Consider the following 17,517-nt stretch of genomic DNA (forward strand, 5'->3'; position numbering starts at 1 on the left):
AATTTTGGGTGGGGTGACGGAAGGCGGGAGATCAAAAGCTTTCCCTCACCCTAGCCCTCTCCCGGAGGGAGAGGGAACTGAATGGGGGATATTCGGGAGGTACGTCGACCTGAAAAGGCTTTGCCGAATCCATAATCGACCGGATGTTTCAGGTCGATGTACAGCGCAAGACACCTCGGTCAGCTCCCTCTCCCTCCGGGAGAGGGCTGGGGTGAGGGAGCTCTTGATCTTAGCGTTGCTTGAGACGATCGATAACCACAGCCAACAGCAGAATCGAACCCCGAATCACATACTGATAAAACGTGTCGATATTCTTCAGGTTCATCGCATTCTCGATAATCGCCAGAATCAACACCCCGGCAATCACATGCCGGATCATCCCGATCCCGCCACTCAGCGACACCCCGCCCAGCACGCAAGCCGAAATAACCGTCAGCTCAAACCCCTGCCCGATCATCGGCTGACCCGAAGTCATCCGCGAAGCCAGAATCACCCCCGCCAGCGCACCAATCACCCCATGCACCGCGAAGATGATGATCTTCGTGCGATCGACATTCACCCCCGCCAGCAACGCCGCTTCCTGGTTGCCACCGATGGCCATGGTGTTGCGCCCGTAGGTCGTGTAATTCAGCAGCCAGCCGAAAAACAGGAAGCAGACGATAGTGATCAGGATCGGCACCGGCACGCCGAACAACTGGCCGTTGCCGAACACGAAGAACGATTCCTGGGACACGCCCACCGCTTTGCCGTTGGCAAAAATGTAGGCCAGGCCACGGACGATCTGCATGGTCGCCAGCGTCGTGATCAACGCGTTGACCCGCAACTTGGCGATCACGATGCCGTTGATCAAACCGACGATCAGCCCCATCACCAGCGCGGCGCTGACGCCGAGAAACACGCTGTTGGTATCGCGCATCACCACCGCCGCAACCACCCCGGCGCAGGCAATCACCGAACCCACCGACAAATCGAAATGCCCCGACGCCAGGCAATACAACATGGTGCACGCGGCGATACCGGTGGTGGAAATCGCCAGGCCCAGGCCACGCATGTTCAGCGGCGAGAGGAAGTTGTCGATCAGCAAGGTGCAGGCGAGGAAGATCCCGACCGCCGCCAGCAACATCACCCAGTCATCGAGGAAGCGCCGCATATCCAGCGGTTTGCGCGCGGTCGGCAGGGTTTCGTTTTGGGTTGTCATCATAGTCACCTCTCAGTTCGCCACGCCGTCAGTGCGGTGGCGCGGCAAAGCCAGTTGCAGCAGGTTGGATTCGTTGGCCTGGTCGCGGCTGACTTCGCCACGCAGGGCGCCCTCGCACAGCACCAGAATGCGGTCGGAAATGCCCATCACTTCCATCAGATCACTGGACACCACGATCACCGAAATGCCGTCGGCGGCCAGGTTATGGATGATCTGGTAGATCTCGGCCTTGGCGCCGATGTCGATGCCCCGGGTCGGCTCGTCGAGCAGCAGGACTTTCATCGGCATCGACAGCCAGCGGCCGAGAATCGCCTTCTGCTGGTTGCCGCCGGAGAGGAACTTGATCTGTTGCCCGGCGTGGGGCGTTTTCACTTTCAGGGCCTTGATCTGTTTGTCGGCGTTGCCCTTTTCCCAGATCCCGCGCAGCAGGCAACCGAGCCCTGAGTTCGCGCCGCGCGCACTGATGTTAATGTTCTCGGCGACGCTGGCGAGCGGGATGATGCCTTCCTTCTTGCGGTCCTCCGGGCACAGCAGAATCCCGGCGGCAATCGCATCGCGGGGCGAACGCAGCTTCAGTTCATGGCCGCGCAATTCCAGGCGCCCGGCGGTGTTGCGTTCCAGACCGCTAAGCAACCGGAACAGCTCGGTGCGCCCTGCCCCGACCAGTCCGAACAGACCCAGAATTTCGCCTTTGTGCGCATCGAAACTGATCGGCTCACGCAGGCCCGGGCCGAGCAATCCATCGACTCTCAGCGCCACCGCACCGCGCGGGCGACCGCGATAATCGTAGATGTCCTGAATGTCGCGCCCGACCATGCAGGTCACCAGTTGATCGTGGGTCAACTGGCTCATGTCATCGAAAGTGCGCACGTAGCGACCGTCCTTGAACACCGTCACCGCGTCGCAGATGCGGAACACTTCTTCCATGCGATGGGAGACGTAGAGCACCACTTTGCCCTCGTCGCGCAGCCGGCCGATGATCGCCATCAACCGGTCGATTTCCCGTGCCGAGAGGCTGCTGGTCGGTTCGTCGAAAGCGATCACATGGGCGCCACGGGACAACGCCTTGGCGATTTCCACCAGTTGCCGCTGACCGAGGGACAGGCGCCCGACCTTGGTCTGCGGGTCGATTTCATCGGCCAGACCTTTGAGACAAGCCAAGGCTTGCTGACGCAGCGCACCGCGATTGATCAGACCGAAACTGGCCGGCAGGTGGCCGAGGAACAGGTTCTCGGCCACGGTCATTTCCGGCACCAGATGCAGCTCCTGGTGAATCACCGCCACGCCGCTGCCGATGCTGTCGGCGGTGGACTTGAAGGCCATCGTCCGTTCGCCGATCTGCAGCTGGCCGCTGCTGGGAATGTAGGCGCCACCGAGGATTTTCAGCAGCGTCGATTTGCCGGCGCCGTTCTCGCCCATCAAGGCGTGCACCTGCCCGGGATGGGCGACGAAGCTGATGCCGTCCAGCGCCTTCACCCCGGGAAAGGTCTTGCCGATCCCGTTGAAGCGCAGGCTGCCAGCACTGTGTTGTTGTGTTTGTACTTGCGCGTGCATTTAAGCCACCTCTTCACACCGATGACAGCCCGGTTGCCCGGGCCGCCGCTTCCGTCAGTTCCACAGGCCGATCTTTTCCAGCTCTTGCTTGAAGTTCTCGCGGGTGATCAGGGTGACGTCGTCCATCGCGGTGTATTTCGGCGGTTCTTTGCCGGTGGTGACCCACTCGTACATCATGCTCGCGGTGTTGTAGCCCTCGATGTGCGGGCTCGGCAGCATCGAACCGTAGAAGCCGCTGTTGGGCTTTTTCAGCTCGCCGATCGCGTCGGTGCCGTTGATGCCGATGCCGATCACGTTGGCGGCGGCAAACCCGGCGGCTTCGGTGGCGCGCACGCCGCCGAGCACGGTGTTGTCGTTCATGCCGCCGATGATCAGGTTCTTCGCCGCGCCCGGCAGCTTGACCAGCGCCGAGTTGGTGGCGTCCATGCTGCCCGGTACGTCGAGGGTTTTCAGGGCGGCGGTCAGGATGTGCTCTTTCGGCAGGCCGGCATCTTCAAGCGCTTTCATCGAGCCGTCGGTGCGCTTCTTGCCGGTGTCGAGTTCGTTGTAGGTGTTCACAACGGCGTAGGTGTCTTTCCAGTCCCAGTTACGCTTTTTCGCTTCGGCGGCCATGGCGGCGCCCTGCTTCTGGCCGACTTCGAACGCGGCCATGCCGAGGTACGGCACCTCTTCCATGAACTTGCCGTTGGCGTCGACGAAACGGTCGTCCACGGCAATCACTTTCAGGTCATTGAGTTTGGCCTTGGCCATGATCGCAGGGCCGAGGGATACATCCGGCGGGCAGATCACAAAGCCCTTGGCACCGTTGGCCGCGAGGCTGTCGATGGCCGAGAGGGTTTTCTCGCCGTCCGGCACGGCGATCTTGATCAGCTCGAAGCCTTTGTCCTTGGCCGCTTTCTCGGCGAAGGCCCATTCGGTCTGGAACCACGGCTCTTCGGCCTGCTTGACCAGAAAACCGATCTTCACCGGATCGGCGGCCAGCAGCGAACCGCTCAGGCTGAACGCAGTGGCCGCCAGCGCGGCACTGCACAGGGTACGAATCCCGAAACGACGTTTCATAAGCAGACTCCTTGTTATTTTTCTTGAGCGTTATTTGAAAAGCGTTGAAGCGGTCGAAGCATGTTTCTGTCAATCATCAGGACAATAGTCATATCGTATGATGATTGGATTTCAGGCGGACCTTTCCACCTGGAATCCGGTTTTTCAGTCGTGGTACATCACCGAACGACCACCATCGATGGTGATGCACGAGGCGTTGATGAACGGCGCTTCGTCGCTGGCCAGGAACACGGCCGTCATCGCCACTTCGATCGGTTGGCCGATGCGTTTTGGCGGATGCAGGTCAAAGGCGCGCTGGCGTTCAGCGTGCGGGTCGGCGAAGCCATTCCAGTAATCGACGTTGAGCTGGGTTTCGATGTATCCCGGGGCGATGGCGTTGACGCGAATACCCTTCGGCGCGTACTCGATGCCCAGCGCGCGGGTCAGCCCGAGCAGGCCATGCTTGGCCACCGGGTACGGGAAGCAGCCGGGAATGATGTTCGTGGAATGGGTCGAGGCAATGTTGATGATGCTGCCGATGCCTTGCTCGATCATCTGCGGCAACACGGCCTTGCAGCCATACCAGGCGCCGTCGAGATCGATGGCAAAGCAGCGGCGCCAGTCTTCTTCAGTCATTTCCAGCGGATCGCGGAACACGTTGACCCCGGCGCAATTGACCAGCACGTCGATACGACCGTGCAACTCGATAGCCAGTTTGGCCATGGCGTGCAGATCCTGCTGGCGCGATACGTCGGCCTTGATCGCTTGCACATCGGCGCCCTGCTCGCGCCAGTGCGCAGCGACTTTCTCGACTTTTTCAGCCTGGATATCGCTGATCACCAGTTTCGCCTGCTGCGAGGCGAAAGTCGCGACGATCGCTTCGCCGATGCCTTGGGCGGCGCCGGTCAGCAACACAACCTTGTTTTTCAGGCGCTCGCCTTTCGGTGGCTCGGGTACCGGTGGCAGGGACAGAGGTTCAGCCATGAATCAGGACTCCTGTTGGAAAGCATAAAAAAACCGGGCATCTGACGATGTCCGGTCTGGAAGGCTTCTGGAACACAACAGGCGAGCGCCGCTGACGGCATCGGGCCGTTGCGGGACGCTGACTCCGCTGGGGAGTGCGATAGAGATTCGCTGCATCACTTCACCTGTTTTGTTCTTTTTAAGTGTGAGTGCGTGTTACTGCTGGAGCCGACTATAAACCCGACCACCAAATAATCTCAATATATAATTTTGCATCCCATATTTTGGGATTTAACTGGCGAATCGCGTACAGAGCTTTCCTGCGACGTCCACTCGTAGCGACAGCACGGCGCCATCCAGCGAGTGGTTCAGCGGACTTTTGGCGCTGGTGATGTACAGGGTTTTCAGGTCGGCGCCGCCGAATACGCAACTGGTCGGGCGGCTGATCGGCAGGTCGATCTTGCGGTCGATCTGGCCATCCGGTGTCAGGCGCAGCAGGCAGCTGCCGTCCCAGCGGGCGTTCCAGATGTAGCCTTCGGCGTCCATCGCCGAACCGTCCGGGCCACCGTTCTGATCGGCGCTGTACCAAGACCGGGCCGTGTCGAGGTTGCCGTCGGTGTGGATGAAATAGCGATACAAGGTGCTGTCGAGGCTATCGCCGAACAACAGCGTGGTGCCGTCGTCACTCCAGAGCAGTGTGTTGGGAATCCCCAAGCCACGCAGCAATGGCGTGACTCGTTTATCCGGATCAATCCGGAACAACCCACCGGAACGACGGGTGATCGGCAGATCTTCGCCCTGCTCGCCGATGTTGTTTTGCATGGTGCCGAGCCACAAGCGGCCCTGGCCATCGCAACGCGCTTCGTTGGCGCGGTTACCCGGTTGCGGGTCGGCGACGCAGAACAGCGTCAGCCGCGGCTCAAGTCCGGGGGAATCCAGGTCGAGTCGGTAGACGCCGCTGCTCAGGGTCACCAGCGCGTCGCCGCTGGCGCAGGGGATGAACGCCGAGACGTGTTCCGGCATCTGCCAGATCTGCACGTTCTGCCCGATCAGGCGCAGCGCCTGCTTGCCGGCGATGTCGACCCAGTACAGCGCCTGGGTCGGTGCGTCCCAGAACGGGCCTTCGCCCAGTTGCGCCCGATGCTCTGTCACCGCAGTCCACGTCATGCAACCTCCTGTCTTGTTGTTTTTGTCAGCTGGCTTTTTTGTCGGCCATCACCTGCGGGTAGAACCGCTTGATGGCCAGGTCGGCATTGTCGATCAGGGTCATGCAGGCCCATACCCCGCGCGCGGCATCCCGGGCGGCGATGGCGTCGGCCATGTCTTTATGGATGGGCAGTGTGCGGCGTAATTCGTCGGGGTCTGCCGCGGACACTTCGAAGGACACGGCGAGCAGCGCGCCGAGGGCCGGCACCATTTGCTCGATGAATTGATTGTGGCTGGCGGCCAGAATGCACTCGTGGAAGAACTGGTCGGCACGGTTGTAATCGATCCCGCTGTCCACCGCCTTCTCCAGGGCGTTGTAGGCCTGCTGCACGGCTTGCACCTGTTCGACGGTCGCCCGCTCGCAGGCCCAGCGCACCGCCATCGGTTCGATGGTGCGGCGCAGGTCGAGCAGGTCATCGACGAAGTTTTCCGGCAGGCCGCTGCGCGACAGCCAACCCACGACTTGCGGGTCGAACAGGTTCCAGCGCTTGATCGGCAAGACCCGCGTGCCGACTTTGGGCCCGACTTCGAGCATGCCTTTGGCGACGAGGGTCTTGATCGCTTCGCGGATCACGGTGCGGCTGACACCGAGCTGTTCGCCCAGATCGGCCTCGACTTTGATCGCCTGCCCCGGTTTTACCTGGCCGGCGGCAATCCAGGCGCCCAGCCAGTCAACCGTTGATGCGTGAAAACTGCTCGACATGGATACCCCGAAGCCGTTCGCTGTGGTTGCCCAAGCTAATCATCATACGATTGAGAGTCAACGACAAAAAACCGCAGCCTGCTTTCACAGACTGCGGTTTCTTAGGGTTCGAGGCCGATGCGGAAGAACTCGCCGCCACTCCAGACGCCGAGCCAGCGCTGGCCATCGATTTCTCGGCTGACCGCCAGTTCGACCAATTGGTAGAACACGTTGCGGTGGATCAGCGCTTCGAGATTGGTGCGTACATGCACGTAGGGCGCAGGTTCTTGCGTCGTCGGATCGATCTCCACCCGGATCGGATGCTCCGGGCCGGCCTCGGTGGTTACATCGACGTTGGTGGTAAAGCGCAGTACTTGCGCCTCCCCCTCGCCTTCCACTTCCACGGCAATCGCCACGAATGGCGCGTCATCGACCTTGATCCCGACTTTCTCCACCGGAGTAATCAGGAAATAGTCATCACCATCGCGGCGGATGATCGTGGAGAACAACTTGACCATCGGCTTGCGCCCGATCGGCGTACCCAGGTAATACCAGGTGCCATCACGGGCGATGCGCATGTCGATGTCGCCGCAGAAATCCGGGTTCCACAAGTGCACCGGCGGCAAGCCTTTGGTTTTGGGGATTTGTCCCAACAGGTCATTGGCTTTTTGCGGGCCACTCATGGCGTACTCCTTGAATTACTGGTCCCCGACGCCCAGCAGGCTGCGCGCGTACTGCGCCAGCGGTGGGCCGATCAGGTCTTCGGGCTTGTTATCGTGGAACGTCAGTAAACCGCCACGACTCTTGATCCGTGCAGTATCAATCAAATACTGGGTGCTGGTCTCGATCAACATGATCTGAATCACGCCGCCGTCGATACCGAGGCGATCCACGGCTTCCTGATCCAGCCATTCATCGGAGTTGCCGATGCGGTCGTCAGCCTTGGCGAAACGGGTGTACAGCAGGTAGTGAGCACCGGCATCACGGGCTTCGCCCATCGCCTGGTCGAGGCCTTCCGGCGCACGGGCGCGACGGACCATCGGGAAGTATTCGACGAAACCTTTGAAGGCCTCCTCGGCCACTACGTTGGGACGCGGGTAGGAACCACCCGGCGGCGCGAACGAACCCTGCGCGATGTAGATGAACGAATCCGGCTGAATGCGGAAATTGTTTACGCGGCGGCTGTCGCTGTGATCCAGCAGACCTGCGTCGCTCATCTGGTAGCGAGTCCCTTCGGCCATGTCACTGACAGTCATACAGCCGCCCAGCGCCAAAACGGCCAGCAGCAAAACCAGGCTACGCATCCTAATCCTCCAGAAGCCGGTGACGGAAAACCGGCGAATGGCCGTAGGATGCAGCTTTTGCGCCAGTCCTTGGAAATGTGCAGGTATCCGGTTTGAAATAAAGCTTTTGTGGCGAGGGGCTTAGCCGCCGATGATCTTCATGACGGTGGCGCCGCCGGAGAATGCGACTTCCTGCTTGTCGCCCAAGGCCTTGACCAGCAATCGTTGCAACGCTGGCAGCGCCTCGTGGCGCGGCTTGTCGAGCAGGTCACCGACGTAGTGACGATTACTCGATGACAGGCAACCATGCAGCCATCCGGTGGATGACAGTCGCAGTCGCGAGCAGGTTCGGCAGAACGGAACGCTTTCGTTGGCGATCACACCAAAGTTGCCGAGACCGGGAATTGCATAGCGAACGGCCGTGGCGTCCACCGGCGCGTCGGTTTGCGCGTACTCGTAATGTTCGCCGATCAGGCTCAGCAACTGTTGCAGGCTGACGAACTGTTGCAGGAAGGCATTGGAATCGGTGGCCAGGTGGCCCATGCGCATCAGCTCGATGAAGCGCAGTTCAAAGCCGCGCTCAAGGCAGTAATCGAGCAGCGGCATCACCTGGTCGAGGTTCTGCCCGCGCAACGGCACCATGTTGACCTTGATCTTCATTCCCGCCGCTGCAGCCTGATCCATGCCGTCGAGCACGGTGGCCAGATCGCCGCCACGGGCAATGCTGCGGAACGCGCCGGCGTCCAGGGTATCGAGGGAAACGTTGATCCGTCGCAGGCCGGCATCGACCAGCAGCGGGAGTTTTTTCGCCAGGAGCTGGCCGTTGGTGGTCAGACTGATGTCTTCCAGGCCCATCTTGCCGACGGCGGTCATGAAGGATTCGAGTTTGGGACTGACCAGCGGCTCGCCGCCAGTGATGCGCAGGCGCTCGATGCCGGCGGCTTCGATCAGATAGGCAACGCCGCGTGCCATGGCCTCGGCCGACAGTTCATCCTGCGCAGCCACCAGCCGCTTGCCGTTGGGCACGCAGTAGGTACAGGCGTAATTGCAGGCGGAGGTCAGACTGATCCGCAAATTGCGAAAACGCCTGCCTTGACGGTCAACGATCATGAAGCACTCCGGCGATGGAAAATCGAGCGGCTAAAACTTGACTCACAATTCAAGTTTTAGCAAGCCCTATGCCTGAGTATATTCCTGCGGTACTGCGCCATGTAGCGAAAAACACGGCGCATAAGGCGACTGAATGATTCAGCTGCTTGGCGTTTCAGGGTCGCGCTTGCGCTTGTTGCCCATGCGCACGCCGATGTCCATCAGGAACTGGAAGAAACCTTCCTGATCTTCCAGCACGTTGCTCCAGAACGGCGAGTGATACAGCGCCACAGCGCCGTGCACCAGCGCCCAGGATGCGCAGTAATGGAAGTACGGCGGCACGTCTTCGAGCTTGCCTTCGCTGATGCGGCCCTTGATGAGCAGGGTCAGACGTTCGAAGTTCGAGGCACGGATCTTGTGCAGCTCCTCGACCATCTCCGGGACCTGATTGCCCTTGACCACCTTCTCTTCCAGGCGATCGAACAGGCGATAGCGCTGCGGGTCGCGCATGCGGAATTCAAAGTAGGCACGGGACAGGGCTTCCTTGTCCTTGTCGACATCGGCCGAATGCAACAGCTCGTTCAAGTCGCGCTCGTAATCGAGCATCAGGCGCAGATAGATTTCCGCCTTGGACTTGAAGTGCTTGTAGATCGTGCCTTTGCCGATACCCACGGCATCAGCAATCATCTCGACGGTGACACTGTCTTCACCTTGTTCGAGGAACAGCTTGAGCGCGGTATCGAGAATTTCTTGCTCGCGGCGACGAAACTCACGGACCTTACGAGGTTCTTTGTGCATAAGAAAAGGTCTGTAGGGGTCAAAATTCGAAGCCGCGTATTATGCCTAACTTGCGCAAAAATGCACGGATCATCCGACCATATCTGTGTTTCTTGTTCATTTCACGAACGTTTCGGGAGGAATGAGAACATAACCGAAGCGAACGTATTCCAAATTTGTTTAAAAACCCCGACCGGCCAACTGGACTGAACGCCAGACTGATCAATACTTGAACTGTCGGGCGACATCTCCCCCAAGTGTCGCGCCGGTAAAGGTACCAAAGGACCGCGTGCCTTTGTTTTACTCCTAATGGTCTTAACCCGGATTCACCCCCCAGAACCCGGGTTTTTTTTGCCTGCGATTCAGGCTTTTACGTGCGCCAGCGGAAACAGTCGCTTGAAGTTCTCCGTGGTCTGCTCGGCAAAGCGCTCATAGTTCTCGCCCCGCAGCATCGCCAGAAACTCTGCCACTTCCCGCACGTATTGCGGCAGGTTCGGCTTGCCGCGATAAGGGATCGGCGCCAGGTACGGCGAATCGGTTTCCACCAGCAGGCGATCCGCCGGGACCTTGCTTGCCACATCGCGCAGCGCATCGGCATTGCGGAAGGTGACGATGCCCGACAGGGAAATGTAATAACCCATGTCCAGCGCCGCCTTGGCCATGTCCCAGTCTTCGGTGAAGCAATGCAGCACACCGGCCTGGGGCAGCGCAGCTTCGCGCAACAATTCAAGCGTGTCGGCGCGGGCGCCACGGGTGTGGATGATCACCGGTTTGCCGGTCTGCTGTGCGGCTTGCAGGTGCAGACGGAAAGACTCCTGCTGCAATTCGGCGGTTTCCGGCTCGTAGTGGTAGTCCAGACCGGTTTCGCCGATCGCCACCACTTTCGGGTGATTCAGTTCATGCAGCAGCCAATCCAGCGCCGGCGCCGCGCCCGGCTGCACATCCAGCGGATGCACGCCGACCGAACAATCGACGTCGTCGTAACGCTCAGCCAGGGCTTTGACGTCGGCGGCGTTATCGGCGCTGACGCCAATGCACAGGAAATGCCCGACGCCGCGCTGGCGGGCCGCATCCAGTGCGGCATCCAGGGAACCGTCGTGAACGGCGAGGTCGAGGCGATCAAGGTGACAATGGGAATCTACGAGCATAAAAAGGACTGCAACTTACATCGTATGAGTGGGACGGTCGGACTTCAGGGCTCCGGCCAGATGAGTTTCGATGCGACTGCGCGCGGTGTTGTCGCCATCGTTGAATTGCACGCCGACGCCGGCAGCGCGATTGCCTTGGGCGCCTTTGGGAGTGATCCAGGCGACTTTGCCGGCCACCGGTATCTTTTCCGCCTCATCCATCAGGTTCAGCAACATGAACACCTCGTCGCCCAACTTGTAGCTCTTGTTGGTCGGGATGAACAAGCCACCGTTCCTGATGAACGGCATGTAAGCGGCGTAAAGGACGGACTTGTCCTTGATGGTCAGGGACAAGATGCCGTTGCGCGGCCCCGGGCTGACGGGTTCATTCATGTTGACCTCCACTGCTGATGTTCAGAGTCTAGGTACACATTCTTATCTTTGGCCAGGCAGACTCGCCCATTGCACCAACAACGCTTCCAGCAGCAACGCGGCATTGAGGTTGGCCTTGCTCAGGACTTTCTGGCGCTGGGCGAGAATCCAGTCCTGGATATCGAGGACTTTACGCTGGGCGCTTTTCTGCGCCAGGTACTGCACGACCTTGCGCATGTCGGTCAGGCCGAGGCCCGCTTCATCCTGGGTCAATTGATAGCGCAGGATCAGGCTCGACCAGTCGCAGAACCAGTCGAACAGGCGCAGCATCGGAATGTTTTTCCACTCCTCGGCCAGTTGCGTCGGCGATTGCTGCTGTTTGAGCAGCTTCTTCACGCCTTCCACAACCTGCGCACGCTGCTCACGTACGCCCTGCCCCTGCAACGTGACAGCGGCCAATGGTGAGCCAGCCGCCAGAGTCAGCAGCTCGACCCGTTCCTCTTCGGAGCATTCCGGCAATGCCTGAGCCAGCCATTGCAGGCTCATGGCCTCGCTCGGCAGCGGACAGGCCTGTTGCACGCAGCGGCTCTTGATGGTCGGCAATAGACGGCTCGGCTGGTGACTGACCAGCAACAACACGGTATTGCCCGACGGCTCTTCGAGACTCTTGAGCAAGGCGTTGGCGGCGTTGATGTTCATCGACTCCACCGGCTCGATCAGCACCACCTTGCGACCGCCCAGTTGCGCGGTCTGCACCACGAAACTGACCAGATCACGCACCTGGTCGACCTTGATCGCCTTGTCCGCTTCTTCCGGTTCGAGGATGTAATTGTCCGGGTGGCTGCCGGCCTTGAGCAGCAGGCAGGATTTGCACTCGCCGCAGGCTTCAGGCGTCGGACGCTGGCACAGCAGACTGGCCATCAGCCGCTCGGCCAACGCGCGCTTGCCGATCCCGGCGGGACCGTGCAGCAGATACGCGTGGGCGTGCTGAGTGCGACCGGCCAGTTGCTGCCAGAGACTGTCCTGCCACGGATAGGCCTCAGCCACGGCACAGCTCCAGCAAGTTCGGAATCAGGGTATCCAGCGATTGTTGAACCTTGGCCAACGGCTGACCGGCGTCGATCCGCACGTAACGCGCCGGATCGGCCTCGGCACGTTTGAGGAAAGCACTGCGCACCGCCTCGAAAAACGCCCGGCCTTCCAGTTCGAAGCGATCCAGACGACCGCGAGCGCTGGCACGGGCCAGGCCGATTTCCACCGGCAGATCGAAAATCAGCGTCAGGTTGGGACGCAGGTCGCCCTGAACGAAAGTCTCCAGCGCAGCGATACGCTCCAGCGACAGACCGCGACCGCCACCCTGATAAGCGTAAGTCGAATCGGTGAACCGGTCGCACAAGACGACGGCACCACGGGCCAGCGCCGGACGAATGACTTCAGCCAGATGCTGGGCACGGGCGGCAAACACCAGCAGCAGCTCGGTGTCCGGGTTCATCACTTCGTCGACCGGGGCCAGCAACACCTCACGAATACGCTCGGCCAGCGGCGTACCGCCGGGCTCGCGGGTCAGCACCACTTCGATACCGGCGGCGCGCAGGCGCTCGGCGAGGTATTCGCGGTTGGTGCTCTTGCCGGCGCCTTCCGGGCCTTCCAGGGTAATAAACAAGCCAGTCACAGGCAGTCCTTAATCAAAGTCATTGCGCGGTTTGCGGTGCGGCCGCTTCGGTTTCCGGAGTCGGCGCGGGCTCCTGGGCAGGAACCTGCGGCAACGATTCTGGCGCAGTGTCGGGTGATGCGGCAGGAGCGGCTTCCCCGGTTGTCGGAGCGGCTTCCGGTGTCGAAGCCGGCGCCGGGCTCGAACGGTAATCCGAGCGCCGTTTGAGCTGGAACTCACGCACCGCACTGTTGTGCGCATCGAGGTCGTCGGAGAACACATGGCTGCCATCGCCACGAGCTACAAAGTAGAGGCTGGTGCCTTCCACCGGGTTCAACGCGGCGTGAATCGCCTCGCGGCCAACCATCGCAATCGGCGTCGGCGGCAGCCCCGGAATCACATAAGTGTTGTACGGCGTGGCTTCCTTGAGATGCGCACGAGTCAGCTTGCCGTTGTAGCGATCACCCAGGCCGTAGATCACCGTCGGGTCGGTCTGCAACTGCATACCCAGCGCCATGCGACGTACGAACACGCCGGCAATCTGGCCACGCTCCTGCGGAACGCCGGTTTCCTTCTCCACCAGTGACGCCATGATCAGCGCCTGGTAAGGCTCGGTGTAGGGGGCATCAGTGGAGCGGTTTTCCCATTCCTTGGCCAGTACTTCGTCGAGGCGGTCGAACGCCTTTTTCAGCAGCTCGGTATCGGAGACCCCGCGCACGAATCGGTAGGTATCAGGGAAGAACCGACCTTCAGGAAACAAGCCCTTGTGGCCGATTCTGGCCATCACATCACTGTCGCTCAGACCGGTCAGGGTCTGCTCGATCTTTTCGTCTTTCGACAAAGCGGCGCGCACCTGATGGAAGTTCCAGCCTTCGACGAGGGTCAGGCTGTACTGAACCACTTCGCCACGCTTCCACAGCTCGATCAGACCTTTGACGGTCATGCCCGGCTGCATGCGGTACTCGCCCGTGTGAATCGGGGTGCCCGTCAGATTGAAACGCCAATATATGCGTAGCCAGAAAGCGTCCTTGATCACGCCATCGGCTTCAAGTCCGAGAAGGGTGCGGGTCGGCGTGGAACCCTTGGGCACATCCAGCAGTTCTTCCTGCGTGATATTCAGAGGCTGTTCCAGTGCCGAATGAATCTTCCAGGCGCTGGCGCCCAGCAGCAGCCCTGCCAGAACCAGTCCGGTTTCCAGCAGCAGCAAAAGTTTACGTCTCACGAATCAGGCATCCAGTAGCGTGCGGGCAATGGTTTGCAGTTTACGGGTGAGCGGCCCAACCGGCCAGCTCAGTGCAGCGTACGCGCGTACCGGCCAGACGCCATACACGCTGTTGCAGACAAAGACTTCATCAGCCCATTGCAGCTGATCAAGGCTGATATCGGTGATTTGCACGGGGATACCCGATGACGCTGCCTGAAACAATAGTTCGGCGCGCATCACACCGGCCACCCCGCAGCGTTTCAGATCCGCCGTGACCAGCACGCCATCGCGCACCAGAAACAGGTTGCTGAACACGCCCTCGATCACACGACCCGCCTGGTCGAGCATCAAGCCTTCGGCGTGCTCGCTGTCTTGCCATTCGGCGCGAGCGAGGACTTGTTCCAGACGATTGAGGTGCTTGAGACCTGCCAGCAAGGGCTGGACAGATAAACGCGTCGTACACGGAAACAGGCGAACGCCTTGCTCGCCATGGACGGCAGGATAAGCAGCAGGAGGATTGCATTGCAGAATGCGTCGGCCCGGCGCCGAAGGATCCGGCGCATAACCGCGCAAACCGTCGCCACGGGTGAGGATGAGCTTGAGCACACCCTCGCCCATGGCCGCCGCATAGGCTTGCAGCTCGCTACGGATCAGCTCGATGTCGGCCGCGATGGCCAGGCGTGAACAGCCTTCGGCCAGTCGCGCCACGTGACGCTCCAGCAGCAAAGGCTGGCCGTTACGCACGGCGATGGTCTCGAACAGACCGTCGCCGTAAGCCAGGCCGCGATCTTTCAGCGACAGAGTGTCAGCCGGTTGACCGTCGACCCAGCAGTCCATCAGCCGGCGAACCGACGGAACGCCAACGTGCCGTTGGTGCCGCCAAACCCGAACGAGTTGGACAACACGACATCGATGTCCATGTTGCGCGCAGTGTGCGGCACGAAGTCGAGATCGCAGCCTTCATCCGGCTCATCGAGGTTGATGGTCGGCGGCGCCACCTGGCTGTTGATCGCCAGCACGCTGAAGATCGCCTCAACCGCGCCCGCAGCACCCAACAGGTGGCCGGTCATGGACTTGGTGGAGCTGACCGCCAGTTTGTAGGCGTGATCACCGAACACCGACTTGATCGCGTTGGCTTCGGCGAGGTCGCCGGCCGGCGTCGAAGTACCGTGAGCGTTGATGTATTGCACTTGATCGACGTTGATCTTCGCGTCACGCAGCGCATTGGTGATGCAACGCGCAGCACCGGCGCCATCGGCAGGTGGCGACGTCATGTGGAACGCATCGCCACTGGTGCCGAAACCGATCAGCTCGGCGTAGATGGTCGCGCCACGGGCCTTGGCGTGCTCGAGTTCTTCGAGCACCAGGGCGCCGGCGCCGTCGGACAGGACGAAGCCATCACGGCCCTTGTCCCACGGACGGCTGGCACGGGTCGGTTCGTCGTTGCGGGTCGACAGTGCGCGGGAGGCGCCAAAGCCGCCCATGCCCAGACCGCACGCGGCCATCTCGGCACCGCCGGCAATCATCACGTCGGCTTCGTCGTACATGATGTTGCGGGCCGCCATGCCGATGCAGTGCGTACCGGTGGTACACGCTGTGGCGATGGCGTAGTTAGGCCCCTGTGCACCCAGGTGGATGGACAGGAAACCGGAAATCATATTGATGATCGAGCCAGGCACAAAGAACGGAGAAATCCGGCGCGGGCCGGTTTCGTGCAGGGTGCGACTGGTTTCTTCGATGTTGGTCAGACCGCCGATACCCGAACCCATGGCCACGCCAATGCGTTCACGGTTGGCATCGGTGACTTCCAGGCCAGCATTGCGTACGGCTTGAAAGCCGGCCGCCAGACCGTACTGAATGAACAGGTCGAGCTTGCGCGCTTCCTTGACCGACAGGTATTCCTCGACATTGAAGCCCTTTACCGAGCCGCCAAAGCGGGTGGAATAGGCAGAAAGGTCGGTGTGTTCGATCAGACCAATGCCACTGCGGCCAGCCAGAATGCCCTGCCAACTGCTCGGCACATCCGTGCCCAGTGGCGACAACATACCCATACCGGTGACTACGACGCGTCTACGCGACACAGCACTCTCCTTTTTCAAATGACGACTTTGCATCAGGCCTAAAGAAAAAACCGCACGCCATGATGGCAGTGCGGTTTTTCCATGACAGCAAGCAACGATTACAAACTATTACGCCTGGTGGCTAGTAACGTAGTCGATTGCAGCTTGTACAGTAGTGATCTTCTCAGCTTCTTCGTCAGGGATTTCGGTCTCGAATTCCTCTTCCAGAGCCATCACCAGCTCAACGGTGTCAAGGGAGTCGGCACCCAGGTCTTCTACGAAGGAAGCGGTGTTTACCACTTCTTCTTCTTTAACACCCAGTTGCTCGGCAACGATTTTCTTGACGCGCTCTTCGATGGTGCTCATACCTTGTTTTCACTCCTAATGGACAAATTCAGGCAGCTGGCCAGTGGGTAAGTGTATAGAAAGACTTTTCAGCTTTTCAACTGAAAGCTTCACTCCTCAAACCCTGCGACCCTCTGCCTATAAATAGATTGCAGCTTTATAACGGATTTTAGACAGCTCGTATGACATTTTTTTGAAGCAATCCGTCACATTTGAATTACATGTACATCCCGCCGTTAACCGGGATTGTAGCCCCGGTCACGTATGCCGCACCGTCGGATGCAAGAAAAGCGACCACGGACGCGATCTCTTGAGCTTGTCCCAGACGGCCCAGCGGAATCTGCGTCTGCAAGGCTTCACGCTGTGCTTCAGGCAGCTCGCGGGTCATATCGGTGTCGATGAACCCTGGGGTCACCGAGTTGACCGTAATCGAACGCGAACCGACTTCACGCGCCATGGCACGGCTGAAACCTTCCAGACCGGCCTTGGCGGCTGCATAGTTTACTTGGCCTGCGTTGCCCATGGCACCCACCACCGAGCCAATACTGATAATTCGACCCCAACGCGCCTTGGTCATGCCGCGCAGAACGCCCTTGGACAGGCGATACAGACTGTTCAGGTTGGTATCGATCACGTCGTACCACTCGTCGTCTTTCATGCGCATCATCAGGTTATCGCGGGTGATGCCGGCATTGTTGACCAGGATCGCGACCGGAGCACCGAACTGCTCCTGGATGCTTGCAAGCACCTTGGTGACCGATTCGTCGCTGGTGACGTTCAGTTCGAAACCTGCGCCCTGAATGCCGTTTTCCTTCAGGGTCGCAGCAATGCGCTCGGCGCCGGAAGCGGAAGTCGCGGTGCCAACAACGATGGCGCCCTGACGACCCAGTTCCAGTGCGATAGCCTGGCCGATACCACGGCTTGCGCCGGTGACCAGTGCAACTTTACCTTGCAGACTCATGCAAGTT

Annotated in this window: 19 protein-coding genes; all 19 read right to left on the minus strand. The window is 60.2% G+C overall.

What is annotated here, in order from left to right:
- Nucleotides 1-229: 229 nt before the first annotated feature.
- The 19 genes from araH to fabG all read right to left on the minus strand — a co-directional run bounded on the left by araH (nucleotide 230) and on the right by fabG (nucleotide 17,510).
- Nucleotides 230-1,198 carry an L-arabinose ABC transporter permease AraH gene (gene araH, locus AC3WRD_RS16425; RefSeq protein ID WP_085697229.1) on the minus strand — a complete coding sequence of 323 codons (969 nt, stop codon included), beginning with the start codon at nucleotides 1,196-1,198 and terminating at the stop codon, nucleotides 230-232.
- Nucleotides 1,199-1,210: 12 nt separating this feature from the next.
- Nucleotides 1,211-2,752, minus strand: a complete 1,542-nt coding sequence (gene araG, locus AC3WRD_RS16430; RefSeq protein WP_102622548.1) for an L-arabinose ABC transporter ATP-binding protein AraG — start codon at nucleotides 2,750-2,752, stop codon at nucleotides 1,211-1,213.
- 54 nt (nucleotides 2,753-2,806) lie between these two features.
- On the minus strand, nucleotides 2,807-3,811 hold the full coding sequence (locus AC3WRD_RS16435; RefSeq protein ID WP_102622547.1) for a substrate-binding domain-containing protein: 1,005 nt from the start codon (nucleotides 3,809-3,811) through the stop codon (nucleotides 2,807-2,809).
- Between the two features lie 144 nt (nucleotides 3,812-3,955).
- The gene (locus tag AC3WRD_RS16440; RefSeq protein ID WP_102622546.1) at nucleotides 3,956-4,774 is read right to left on the minus strand and encodes an SDR family oxidoreductase; all 819 of its coding nucleotides are present in this window, start codon (nucleotides 4,772-4,774) and stop codon (nucleotides 3,956-3,958) included.
- Between the two features lie 270 nt (nucleotides 4,775-5,044).
- Complete coding sequence (locus AC3WRD_RS16445; RefSeq protein ID WP_102622545.1) at nucleotides 5,045-5,920, minus strand: SMP-30/gluconolactonase/LRE family protein; 876 nt, start codon at nucleotides 5,918-5,920, stop codon at nucleotides 5,045-5,047.
- 25 nt (nucleotides 5,921-5,945) lie between these two features.
- The gene (locus AC3WRD_RS16450; RefSeq protein ID WP_102622544.1) at nucleotides 5,946-6,662 is read right to left on the minus strand and encodes a FadR/GntR family transcriptional regulator; all 717 of its coding nucleotides are present in this window, start codon (nucleotides 6,660-6,662) and stop codon (nucleotides 5,946-5,948) included.
- Between the two features lie 101 nt (nucleotides 6,663-6,763).
- On the minus strand, nucleotides 6,764-7,324 hold the full coding sequence (locus AC3WRD_RS16455) for a DUF1285 domain-containing protein (protein ID WP_102622543.1): 561 nt from the start codon (nucleotides 7,322-7,324) through the stop codon (nucleotides 6,764-6,766).
- Between the two features lie 15 nt (nucleotides 7,325-7,339).
- A complete protein-coding gene (locus AC3WRD_RS16460; protein ID WP_007950810.1) occupies nucleotides 7,340-7,945 on the minus strand; it encodes a DUF4823 domain-containing protein in 606 nt (201 codons plus the stop codon).
- A 120-nt stretch (nucleotides 7,946-8,065) separates the two neighbouring features.
- The gene (locus tag AC3WRD_RS16465; RefSeq protein ID WP_102622542.1) at nucleotides 8,066-9,034 is read right to left on the minus strand and encodes a GTP 3',8-cyclase MoaA; all 969 of its coding nucleotides are present in this window, start codon (nucleotides 9,032-9,034) and stop codon (nucleotides 8,066-8,068) included.
- Nucleotides 9,035-9,172: 138 nt separating this feature from the next.
- Nucleotides 9,173-9,811, minus strand: coding sequence for a TetR/AcrR family transcriptional regulator (locus tag AC3WRD_RS16470; protein ID WP_007950805.1), 639 nt, complete (start codon nucleotides 9,809-9,811; stop codon nucleotides 9,173-9,175).
- A 341-nt stretch (nucleotides 9,812-10,152) separates the two neighbouring features.
- Nucleotides 10,153-10,938, minus strand: a complete 786-nt coding sequence (locus AC3WRD_RS16475; RefSeq protein ID WP_102622541.1) for a TatD family hydrolase — start codon at nucleotides 10,936-10,938, stop codon at nucleotides 10,153-10,155.
- Nucleotides 10,939-10,953: 15 nt separating this feature from the next.
- Entirely contained in the window at nucleotides 10,954-11,310 is a 357-nt protein-coding gene (locus tag AC3WRD_RS16480) for a PilZ domain-containing protein (protein ID WP_085704734.1), read from the minus strand.
- A 42-nt stretch (nucleotides 11,311-11,352) separates the two neighbouring features.
- Nucleotides 11,353-12,336: a DNA polymerase III subunit delta' gene (locus AC3WRD_RS16485; protein ID WP_102622540.1), complete on the minus strand. Its 984-nt coding sequence runs from the start codon at nucleotides 12,334-12,336 to the stop codon at nucleotides 11,353-11,355.
- The gene (tmk, locus tag AC3WRD_RS16490) at nucleotides 12,329-12,961 is read right to left on the minus strand and encodes a dTMP kinase (RefSeq protein WP_102622539.1); all 633 of its coding nucleotides are present in this window, start codon (nucleotides 12,959-12,961) and stop codon (nucleotides 12,329-12,331) included. The genes AC3WRD_RS16485 and tmk overlap by 8 nt, the downstream gene beginning before the upstream one ends.
- A 19-nt stretch (nucleotides 12,962-12,980) precedes the next feature.
- A complete protein-coding gene (gene mltG / locus AC3WRD_RS16495) occupies nucleotides 12,981-14,162 on the minus strand; it encodes an endolytic transglycosylase MltG (RefSeq protein WP_102622538.1) in 1,182 nt (393 codons plus the stop codon).
- A gap of 3 nt (nucleotides 14,163-14,165) precedes the next feature.
- On the minus strand, nucleotides 14,166-14,981 hold the full coding sequence (pabC, locus tag AC3WRD_RS16500) for an aminodeoxychorismate lyase (protein ID WP_102622537.1): 816 nt from the start codon (nucleotides 14,979-14,981) through the stop codon (nucleotides 14,166-14,168).
- Nucleotides 14,981-16,225: a beta-ketoacyl-ACP synthase II gene (gene fabF, locus AC3WRD_RS16505; protein ID WP_007908259.1), complete on the minus strand. Its 1,245-nt coding sequence runs from the start codon at nucleotides 16,223-16,225 to the stop codon at nucleotides 14,981-14,983. The genes pabC and fabF overlap by 1 nt, the downstream gene beginning before the upstream one ends.
- A 108-nt stretch (nucleotides 16,226-16,333) precedes the next feature.
- On the minus strand, nucleotides 16,334-16,570 hold the full coding sequence (gene acpP / locus AC3WRD_RS16510; protein ID WP_003175607.1) for an acyl carrier protein: 237 nt from the start codon (nucleotides 16,568-16,570) through the stop codon (nucleotides 16,334-16,336).
- A gap of 196 nt (nucleotides 16,571-16,766) precedes the next feature.
- Entirely contained in the window at nucleotides 16,767-17,510 is a 744-nt protein-coding gene (gene fabG / locus AC3WRD_RS16515) for a 3-oxoacyl-ACP reductase FabG (RefSeq protein WP_007950790.1), read from the minus strand.
- Nucleotides 17,511-17,517: the final 7 nt, after the last annotated feature.

It is taken from the genome of Pseudomonas sp. FW215-R2, from assembly GCF_058789255.1.